Source organism: Undibacterium sp. RTI2.2 (genome assembly GCF_035018705.1).
Lineage (GTDB): Bacteria > Pseudomonadota > Gammaproteobacteria > Burkholderiales > Burkholderiaceae_D > Undibacterium.
In genome coordinates this window covers 160,960-171,623 of the sequence record NZ_JASJXN010000005.1, presented here as the reverse complement: position 1 = coordinate 171,623, position 10,664 = coordinate 160,960, and the positions used below count along the sequence as shown (strand labels likewise).

The window sequence follows — 10,664 nt, the reverse complement described above, 5'->3', positions numbered from 1 at the left end:
CGGACATCGTGCCAGTCCTGGTGTGCTGCGGTTTCCAGATAGCCGGCATTCTCAATCCGTAAATCACGTTTGCCGCCGCGCTCTATCAATTGATCTACTCTGATCGTACTATCGACAGTTTTATCTTTAGGTTTTCCTGCGCCGATTCCCAGTTTGGGATTAATACCAGCGGTTTGCAGCGTCAGCAAGGGATTAGGCGGCGCAGCAGCTATCGTTTTCATCGCGTTGGCAGTATCAATCGCAATATTGCCAAGCTTGAGATCGCGGTTGTGCTGCAACGCATATTCCAGCGCTTGCTGCAAAGTCAATCGGGGCAGTGACGATACGATCTCCTGCTCATCATGCGCTCCAGAGTTACGACTATTTTGGACGGAGGAGGTAGTGGCGCTATCGATTAAATTTGCGTGTGCTGTGATTGGTGCTAGCAGACTGATCGTAGCAAGCCCGATTAAAAAGACGGCAGATTGGGCTTGCCATGAGTTTGACGAAATCATTACGGTTTCTCTATACAAAAAGGTAGAGATGAAAAAGCATTTTTTTGCTTTTAAAAAAATATTGGAGCTAATTTGACGTCTGTTTTAACGCCATTATTAGTCTCTGTTTTAATGTCAGTTGTACTACGTGTATGAAGCGATTTCCTTCCGGTTTATTTGTATTTTTTTTGTCGTTATGAAAGCAAACACTATACTCAACTTCGCTAAGATGAAAGACATGAATCAGTCACTTTCGCCAGATATGGCCCAACAAAAATGTTTCCAAATGTTTCAATTTTTTTGTCCGGCTTACGAATAAATATTTTCGTAACAGGTGTTGGTAGTTGTTGATCTGCTTTGATGATGACAAAACAATGAGTTTGTCATCTGCTATTGACATAGCTAAATCAGCTTCTAGTGATTTAGAATTTGAGAAAGATTTTTAGTCTTTGAGTGAGGTGAATAATCAAATATTTTTGTGCCGGGTCAGAGGTTTATTTCACATTGATTGTTGACGATTTTCGTTTGCAAAAATAATGGATTTTTAGTGACCTTGATTCAATCAAATATGCCAAGCGCAAAAAATCAGTCAATAAAAAAGCGCCGGTGATTGTTTGTATTAAACAATCACCGGCGCTTTTTTACTTTTATTTCACATAGCTAATGCATTTTAATGTGCGCTTTATTTCATCATCTGACATTGGCGTAATTCACAACGCGCCATAAACGTGCCGCCGCCTTCACAGCTCATACGATAAATTTCTATTGGACCAGGTGGCGTCAGCAAGCCCGCTCCTTGCCCTCCATTGCAGTTATTTTGTTTCGCTAGTTTCTCTACCGTCACCGATGAACTTCCAGGACGGAATTCTACTTTTTGCAGCGACGCAGTTCCATTGCCATCCATTATTTGACTAGAAGCCCTGTTGCTGGATGACGCGAACTTTGTGCTGTAGGCACCGGATATAGTGATTAATTCAGAACCATTGACCCCAGCTTGACCCGTTGTTGCATCGACCAATTGCAATTTGCTGCCCGCCGATATAAACCCTAATTTGACTTCTTGCCAGACAAAATAATTTTTCCCGGCTTCAGTCATAATACTTAAAACTGATTCGTTTTCTGCTTTTGATGCCAACTTGTGTTGACCAGGATTAACGCTGACTAACATGTAACTTTTTGACGTAGTCTGGCCGATTTCTTTTCCGTCGAGTTCTACCGGCATTTTGCTGACGGCACCAAAGAGCTCATTGCGATAAATGTAGATATTGGCTTGGCTTGGATTAGTTTTAAAGGTTTTAGCTCGTACATCCTGCTCTTGGCTGGCCATTTGTACCGATGCACAACCAGTTAACAGGCCGGAGGCCAAGCTAGATAGCGCTATTACGCTGAGTGTAAGTAATCTGAGTGATCTGAAAGTGCCGAGCAAACGTTTCATGTTTTTCCTGTTGATAAAAATAGCGCTCCTATTTAAGCAAATTCTTGCTGACATGAAAAGCTAAATGTTACAAATGGAGAAATGCTTGCACGACGCTTTGGTGTCGCCGCCACAAAGTTGGCGTTTAGTTTCTGCTTAATTACATTTAAATTTGAATTAGCTTGCATCTGTAGAAAAAAATTATTAGGGGATATGCTTTTGATTTTTACGGATAAATATTTAATGTTTCGTTTGAGACACAAAATTTCACGAATTTCGCCAACTTTTTTTGTAAATTCACCTACACTAAAGTTGTAGGGTGCATAAAAGCAAAGTGTCGGAACTCTAGTTAGCTTGCTTTGTCTATCAGCTTATCGGTCTATCGCTATCAAAGGAGATCACTATGAAAATCTTTGACAACTACACAGCACGGTATGAGAGGACTCGTGAAGAAGAATATTCTTTGCCAGAGTTCTTAGAATTATGTAAGAAAAATCCATTGGCTTACGCCACCGCCCCCGAACGCATGCTGGCCGCGATCGGTGAGCCAGAAATGGTTGATACGCGTCATGATTCCCGACGTTCACGCATCTTCTCCAACAAAGTCATCAAAATTTATCCCGCCTTCCGAGAATTTTATGGAATGGAAGAGGTGATAGAGCAAGTCGTATCTTATTTCCGTCATGCTGCACAAGGCTTAGAAGAGCGCAAACAAATCTTGTATTTGTTAGGCCCCGTCGGTGGCGGTAAATCTTCGATAGCCGAAAAGCTGAAGTATTTGATGGAGAAAATTCCGTTTTATTGTATTAAGGATTCGCCCATCAACGAATCGCCTTTGGGCTTGTTTGATGAGGCTGAGGACGGAACGATTTTAGAAGAAGATTTTGGGATCCCACGGCGCTATTTACGCAATATTCCTAGTCCTTGGGCGGTTAAACGCTTGCATGAATTTAATGGTGACATTAATCAATTCCGTGTGGTCAGGCGCTACCCATCTGTATTGAAACAAGTAGCGATTTCTAAGACCGAACCTGGCGATGAAAATAATCAGGACATTTCTTCTCTGGTCGGCAAAGTAGATATCCGCAAGTTAGAAGATTATGCACAAGATGATCCCGATGCCTACAGTTACTCGGGTGGCTTGTGTCTTGCCAACCAGGGTTTGATGGAATTTGTAGAGATGTTTAAAGCGCCAATCAAGGTGCTGCATCCATTGCTGACTGCGACGCAAGAAGGTAATTTTAAAGGTACTGAAGGCTTTGGCGCGATTCCGTTTGAGGGCATTATTTTGGCGCACTCAAACGAATCTGAATGGAAAACTTTTAAGAACAATAAAAATAATGAGGCTTTTTTAGATCGTATTTATATTGTCAAAGTACCGTACTGCCTGCGGGTCAGCGATGAGGTAAAAATTTACGACAAGCTGGTACGTACATCTTCATTGTCCGAAGCACCTTGCGCGCCGGGCACATTAAAAATGATGGCGCAGTTCGCCGTATTATCACGGCTGAAAGAGCCGGAAAATTCCAGCATCTTTAGCAAGATGCAGGTCTATGACGGTGAGAACTTAAAAGACACTGACCCCAAAGCAAAATCGCGTCAGGAATACGCGGATTATGCCGGCGTTGATGAGGGAATGAATGGACTTTCTACCCGTTTCGCTTTCAAGATTTTATCGAAAGTATTTAATTTTGATAATACCGAAGTAGCTGCAAATCCCGTTCATCTCTTGTACGTACTGGAGCAGCAAATTGAACGTGAACAGTTTGCCCCAGAAACGGAGCAAAAATATTTTTCCTACATTAAAGAATATTTAGCACAACGTTATGCAGAGTTTATTGGTAAAGAAATTCAAACCGCTTATTTAGAAAGTTATTCCGAATACGGCCAGAATATTTTTGACCGTTATGTAACCTTTGCCGATTTCTGGATACAAGATCAAGAGTTCCGCGATCCTGATACCGGTGAAAGTTTTGATCGTGATGCACTAAACAATGAATTGGAAAAAATTGAAAAGCCAGCAGGCATTTCCAACCCTAAAGACTTTAGAAACGAGATCGTCAATTTTGTGTTGCGTGCCAGAGCACAGAACGCTGGTAAAAATCCTACCTGGACAAGTTACGAAAAATTACGCACGGTCATAGAGAAAAAAATGTTCTCTAATACCGAAGAGTTATTGCCAGTCATTTCATTCAATGCCAAGGCGAGCGCCGACGATGCTAATAAGCATCAGGAGTTTGTGTCGCGTATGGTTGCAAAAGGCTACACGGCCAAACAGGTACGCTTGTTATGCGAATGGTATTTGCGAGTGAGAAAGTCTTCTTAAGCTGAAAGCCGTGATGATTGGGCTGATTCAATCTAGGTGAGGTTTTAAAACAGTATCTTTACAGGAGACCGCTTTGGTTCATCTGATAGATAGACGTGTACAGGGAAAAAATAAATCTGCCCCAAATCGTGAGCGGTTTTTGCGGCGCTACAAAGGGCAGATTAAAGAGGCGGTTGCACGCGCGATCAAAGGGCGTTCAATTACTGATTTTGAAAATGGCGAAAATATTCGCATTCCAGTTAAGGATGTAAGTGAACCTACCTTTGGTCATGACAGAGGTGGTGTGTGGGAGACAGTGCAACCTGGTAATCAAGAATATCTAAAAGGTGATCAGGTTGCCCGGCCCAAAGGTGGTGCAGGATCAGGAAAAGGGCAAGCCGGTAATAGCGACGAGTTAAGTGAGGATGATTTTGTTTTTCAGCTTAGCCGTGAAGAATTCATGAATTACTTTTTTGAAGATCTGGAGCTGCCAAATCTGATCAAAACTCAACTGGCATCCACCACTGATTTCAAAAGCCAGCGCGCCGGTTACAAAACCTCAGGCACCACCTCCAGCTTGCATGTACTCCGTTCTTTACGCGGCGCTTTAGGGCGGCGTATTGCCGTCGGCGGCAGATCTGCAAGACGATTAAAACAAGCAGAAGCCGAAATGGCAGATTTGTTGCAAACGGTCTCCGACATGGCGGATGAGCGCATCGTGTTGCTAAAACAAGAGATACATCATCTGCGTACTCGTTTGTTGGCAATCCCATTTATTGATCCGTTTGATTTGCGCTACAGCAATCGCATCAAAGTACCGAAACCCTCTACGCAAGCTGTCATGTTTTGTTTGTTGGATGTATCGGGGTCTATGGACGAACAAAAGAAGGAAATCGCTAAACGTTTCTTTATTTTGTTGTATCTGTTTTTGACCAGAGCGTATGAAAAGATTGATGTGGTGTTTATCCGTCACCACACAGCTGCATTAGAAGTGGATGAGAATGAGTTTTTTCATTCACGCGAATCAGGCGGCACCATCGTATCTTCTGCTTTGCATTTGCTGACCAAGATCATCAAAGAACGTTATCCCAGTGGTGATTGGAACGCCTATGTAGCGCAAGCCTCTGATGGCGATAATTGGGATAATGATTCTATCGCCTGCCGCCAGTTATTGATCAATACAATTATGCCGCTGGTTCAATACTATGCTTACGTAGAAATCACCGAGGGCGACCCCCAAAATTTATGGGAGGAATACGCCCAGGTAACAGATCATCATGCGCACTTTGCGATGCAAAAAATTCGGACACCGGCGGATATTTACCCAGTGTTCAGAGAGTTGTTCAAGAAACAAAGCAAATGAGGTCGGCCATGGACAGCGACAAAAACCATACCGCAATTAGTAAGACAGAAAGCACTGGTGAAGTGAATGAAACCAGTGATGTCAATGCTAACAGTACCAACCGTGCCAATGTAAACGGCGCTACTATACCGACTGACGGAGTGCGTCCTAAAAATCCTCATCGCTTGCCAGAACAGTCCGAATGGACGTTTGAGTTAATCGAACAAGTGCATGATGAAATCCGTCGTGTTGCACAATATTTTCACCTCGATACTTATCCTAATCAATTAGAAATCATCACCGCAGAGCAAATGATGGATGCTTATGCATCCGTTGGTATGCCGGTCTCTTACCACCACTGGTCATTCGGTAAGCATTTTGTATCGACTGAGAGAAATTACAAACGTGGCCAGATGGGTTTAGCGTATGAGATCGTGATTAATTCTGATCCTTGCATCTCCTATTTAATGGAAGAAAATAGTTTGACCATGCAGGCTTTGGTAATTGCCCATGCTGCGTATGGACATAATTCTTTTTTTAAAGGGAATTATTTATTCCGGACCTGGACTGATGCCGATGCGATCATTGACTACATGGTATTCGCCCGAAATTATGTTAGCGATTGTGAGCAGCGCTATGGTGTAGAAGCGGTGGAGTTATTGCTGGATTCTTGCCATGCTTTACAAAATTACGGAGTCGATCGTTACAAACGTCCCGCTAAATTGTCGCTGGCAGAAGAGCGAGAAAAACAAGAAGAGCGCGAGCGATATTTGCAATCACAAGTTAATGACTTATGGCGCACTTTGCCACGCCGCGATGAGACAGTAGCGAGTGAGGAAGTGCTACGCTTTCCTCACGAGCCGCAAGAAAATCTACTCTACTTTATTGAGAAATATTCGCCTTTGCTAGAGCCGTGGCAGCGTGAATTAGTGCGTATTACACGCAAGATTTCTCAGTATTTTTATCCCCAACGCCAAACCCAGGTAATGAACGAAGGATGGGCAACCTTTTGGCACTACACGATTTTGCATCAGCTATATGACGAGGGCATTGTTGGTGATGGTTTTATGATTGAGTTTTTACAAAGTCATACAAACGTCGTTTATCAGCCGCCTGTGACCAGTCGTCATTTCAGTGGAATTAATCCCTACGCGCTCGGTTTTGCGATGATGCGTGATATCCGGCGTATTTGTGAAAATCCAACTGAGGAAGATAAACATTGGTTCCCGGATATTGCTGGCAGCGATTGGCAAAAGACGTTAGATTTTGCGATGCGTAATTTTAAGGACGAAAGTTTCATCGCCCAATTTTTATCACCTAAATTGATACGTGACTTTCACTTCTTTGCGGTATTGGATGATGATAGCCAGGATAAATTAAATATCTCTGCCATCCATGATGAAAATGGTTACCAATACCTGCGCCAGCAATTGGCAGGACAATACAATCTGGGTAATCGTGAGCCTAATATTCAGGTCTGGTCCGTAGATTTGCAAGGCGACAGGGCGCTGACGCTGAGGCATACCGAATATCAACGGCGTCCGTTAAATAAGCAAACCGATGAAATGCTCAAACACGTAGCGCGCTTGTGGGGATTTGATGTGTATCTGGAGACCGTCGATACGCAAAATAAGATATTACATACACAAGAATGTAAATGGGAGAAACGTAGCCGCGTACGTTAACTCCGATTGATTCACGTTAAGTAATTATGGTGCTCTGAACAAGCGCCATAAAATGCAAATACCCTAGATTAACTTAGATTAAATTTGCAACAGCCCTCAATTAATGTCGGTCTATCGGATAGAATAAGCGCAGCACTGATGCGTATCCACTGTGCGATGCAGCAAGCATCGTTAAGAAAAACATCAGAATTCTCTCAGCTAAACCATTCGACGGAGTGTGCAAGATGTACCTCGACCATCCAAAAATTTCTGCAACCCACAGTGAGACAGAGCCGGACAGGCTGGAGCGTTTATACCGAGTATATGGCTACGCCATTGGTCTGGCGGATGTTGATGGCAACACCACTTGCATTACCAAGTTAGCCAAAGTCCATGATCACAAAGGTACGTTGATGGTGATCTGGCATGTTGCACCGACCGAAAAAGAAAAGCAGTATTTTGTCCGCGCCTGGCAAAGTAAAGTAGGCGATGAATCCTCACAGGTAGAACACGCGTTGATGTTGGCTGAGACGCCGATAACAGCGGTCGCAGCTTGATTGGTTTTAGGCCGAGTAGCTGAGCTTATTTCTTTATAGAGTTTAAAAAAAGCGCCATGCAATCTTACTTGCATGGCGCTTTTGCGTAAGTCCAAATTTTTAATGCAATTTCAAATCCACTAGCAAATCAGAAATTCCCGTCCAGCCAATTTCAATACCAATACAAAGCAAAATAAAAGCGGATAAACGCAACAAAACGATCGCTCCGATATCACCTAAAAATCGCTCCATATTGCGGGCAAAGCGATAGCACAGATAGATTACCAAAGTTGTCAACAAAACCCCAATAGCAGAAGCGATACTGGTAATCAGAAAATCCACCGGCTTGTTTGGCATTTGCGTGCCCAGTGTGACCGATGCCGCAATCGTTCCGGGACCGACCGTTAACGGAAAACTAAAGGGATAAAAACTACGACGACGCAATTCTTCTTTGCTCCATATACCTATTTGTGACTCGGCAACCGAAGTGCGCAACTTATCTTGCTCTTGGTCATTCAATAGCTTCCAGCCTGCCATCGCTACGACTATCCCACCCGCTACCCGCACGATAGGGAGTGAGATACCGAAAAAATCCAGAACATAAGAGCCGATAAAAATCGCCCCCATCAACAAGAAAAAACAATTCAGTGCAATGCGCTTTGCCAGACGACGAGCAACAATCGTCTCAATCGGCCCGGTCATTGAGAGAAAAATCGGCGCAATCGCTATCGGATTTAAGATGGGCAGCAGCGTGATCGGAACCACGATCAAGGCCTTAAAAAAAACAATCACTGAAATGCTCATAACAACTCCTGAAAAATCTGAGCCTTGATTATAAAGTTGTATTGAGGTTTAAAGCGAATTTGCGTTATTTATAGATTTCAAAAATAGTAGTCCAATCATTCTGGGGCTTGTAGCGCGAAAATGGCCTGGAAGCCGCATAATGATTGGACGATGCTTTTTTTAGGAAATGTCTAAAATCTATTTGTTTGCTCTTCGCTTCTGTGCAGTGATCATCGCTAGCAAGCGATATTCTTAAACCCAGATTTTCCATTAGACCGCTACCACTTCGCAAAAAACGCAGACGGCGTGCGGTCTTCAGAGGGATAGCACCACCGCGATTTGATTGGGAGCGCTACAGCGATAATTGCACCTTTGGCGAACTGCCTGGCGTTGTTGCTCCTCCTAGCAAGATGCAGCTTGCGTCGTCGTCGCGTCTAGCCAGTCAGTCCGCCAAAGGCGCACTTGTCGCTGTTCCAATGGAAAATCTGGGTTTAAGTGATAGCAAAAGTCCGGAGACGTTTGTTAAATCATGAACGCCGCTGGATTCTTGCTAACAGCACGCAGGAATGACATGCTTAGAGCTTACCTTTATTTAGTTAGTGATCTGTCTTGCACTCAATTGTTTTCACATTACAGGCTGTCTTTGCCACAGCAGTGCACCTGCTTCTAAACTTAAAATGATTAAGAGGCTCATTCCCAGAGTGGGTAAGAAAATACCCAATCCCAGCAAACTGACCCACATCCACCAGGGGACGGCACGTATATGATAGCTTTGGATTTTAGGCGCAGAAATGGATCTTGCTTTGCGGCGTTGTAGCCACATCACATAGCCTGAAATGACGGAGAACATCACGCTTAATCCTACTAACACCAGTAGAGCTTGATTCCACCATCCAAACTCACCGCGATGGAAAGCGATACCAACTGCGGTGGCGCGTGCCAGGGTCGGTAAGCTTGCCCAGTCAGACTGGTATAAAGCGTTGCCTGCATAGGCATCTAATACTAGCTGAAATCGCTTTGCAGGTTGGCTACGATCATAGTTTTCTACACGCCAGATACCGCCCGAAGCTTTTGGTGGCGTCAATTGCATTTGTATATCGGGTGCGAGCTGTTTTGCCTTGGTATATATGGCTTGCAGGCTCAGTGCAGCAGCTCCATCAACTGGTACGATTGAGATCAGATTTTTGGGTGCTCTGGGCGAATTTTGTGATGTCAGGTTTTGAATCATGCGGAAATTTTCTCCCGCATATTTTGACCAGGTGATGCCGGTTAATAAGATCGTCAGTGTGACTAATCCTAAGGCAACGCTGACGATACTATGCAGATAGCGCCAGTTGGCGCGAGTATTTAGCGCGGTGTTATTTCCTGTCCACTGCAAGACGCTACGCCAACTTGCTTTGCCGCGTGGCCACCAGAGATAGATGCCAGTGATCATCATCAATAACATCCAGCTCGCTCCCAGCTCAATCAGCCAACGCCAGCCGTCACCTTGCAACATATTTGAATGCAGCTTGCGTGACCAGTTACGAAAACGATCCGATTCTGCCAATGCCCCTTGTACTCTTGCCGTGCCGGGATCAACATAGGCAACGATTGTTTCGGCAGCCGCAGGCTGGTTGGTATTGTGCTCTGAATGATCTGTCTTACTTTCCTTACTGATTTTATCGACAGGCGCTGGATGCTTGTGCTCAATATGATCACTGTGCTCGCTAGTGTTTGTTCCTGCCGGTACCGCCGCTATCGATGCTTTCGGTAATAGTTGCTCGCGCTCTTGCCTTGCTTCGCCAAAAACGATTTTGGTGGTTTCACCTTCCAGATACGCTGGGATGATTGTTTTGACGGTTTTTCCTGGCAACGCAGATTGTGCTGCTGCCAGTTGCTGGTCTAGCGGCAAGCGAGACATGATGCGGTCTACCTGATCTAAGTCCTGATATTTCCATGCTTCGATTTGCGGCGTAAAAATATATAAGATGCCGCTGACCGCAGCGAATAAAAGAATAGGTGCAGTCATTAAACCTGACCAAAAATGTAGTCGCCAAAAGATGCGATATAACATGGCTGCGGTGTTGCCGCTTGATGCTTCGTTAGTAGACAGATGAGTGCTCATATTATTCCTTGAACAAAAATAGAGCAGGGCATCAGCGCTG

The 10,664-nt window shown here is 44.2% G+C and carries 7 protein-coding genes and 1 pseudogene; 4 read left to right on the top strand and 4 right to left on the bottom strand.

What is annotated here, in order from left to right:
* Both QN395_RS04755 and QN395_RS04750 read right to left on the bottom strand, forming a co-directional pair.
* Positions 1 to 494, bottom strand: a pseudogene (locus QN395_RS04755) (hypothetical protein); the annotation flags it as partial.
* Between the two features lie 661 nt (positions 495 to 1,155).
* A complete protein-coding gene (locus QN395_RS04750; RefSeq protein ID WP_323492567.1) occupies positions 1,156 to 1,908 on the bottom strand; it encodes a DUF2846 domain-containing protein in 753 nt (250 codons plus the stop codon).
* Between the two features lie 382 nt (positions 1,909 to 2,290).
* Here QN395_RS04750 and QN395_RS04745 point away from each other — a divergent pair, with 382 nt between their 5' ends.
* The 4 genes from QN395_RS04745 (at position 2,291) to QN395_RS04730 (ending at position 7,755) form a co-directional block, all read left to right on the top strand.
* Entirely contained in the window at positions 2,291 to 4,213 is a 1,923-nt protein-coding gene (locus QN395_RS04745; protein WP_322117860.1) for a PrkA family serine protein kinase, read from the top strand.
* Between the two features lie 73 nt (positions 4,214 to 4,286).
* Positions 4,287 to 5,555: a YeaH/YhbH family protein gene (locus tag QN395_RS04740; RefSeq protein WP_322117861.1), complete on the top strand. Its 1,269-nt coding sequence runs from the start codon at positions 4,287 to 4,289 to the stop codon at positions 5,553 to 5,555.
* 8 nt (positions 5,556 to 5,563) lie between these two features.
* Positions 5,564 to 7,219, top strand: a complete 1,656-nt coding sequence (locus QN395_RS04735) for a SpoVR family protein (RefSeq protein WP_322117862.1) — start codon at positions 5,564 to 5,566, stop codon at positions 7,217 to 7,219.
* 224 nt (positions 7,220 to 7,443) lie between these two features.
* Positions 7,444 to 7,755 carry a hypothetical protein gene (locus tag QN395_RS04730; protein ID WP_322117863.1) on the top strand — a complete coding sequence of 104 codons (312 nt, stop codon included), beginning with the start codon at positions 7,444 to 7,446 and terminating at the stop codon, positions 7,753 to 7,755.
* Between the two features lie 99 nt (positions 7,756 to 7,854).
* Here QN395_RS04730 and QN395_RS04725 read toward each other — a convergent pair whose 3' ends face one another.
* Positions 7,855 to 8,538, bottom strand: coding sequence for a MarC family protein (locus QN395_RS04725; protein ID WP_322117864.1), 684 nt, complete (start codon positions 8,536 to 8,538; stop codon positions 7,855 to 7,857).
* A gap of 604 nt (positions 8,539 to 9,142) precedes the next feature.
* Positions 9,143 to 10,624, bottom strand: coding sequence for a PepSY domain-containing protein (locus tag QN395_RS04720; RefSeq protein WP_322117865.1), 1,482 nt, complete (start codon positions 10,622 to 10,624; stop codon positions 9,143 to 9,145).
* Between the last annotated feature and the right edge of the window lie 40 nt (positions 10,625 to 10,664).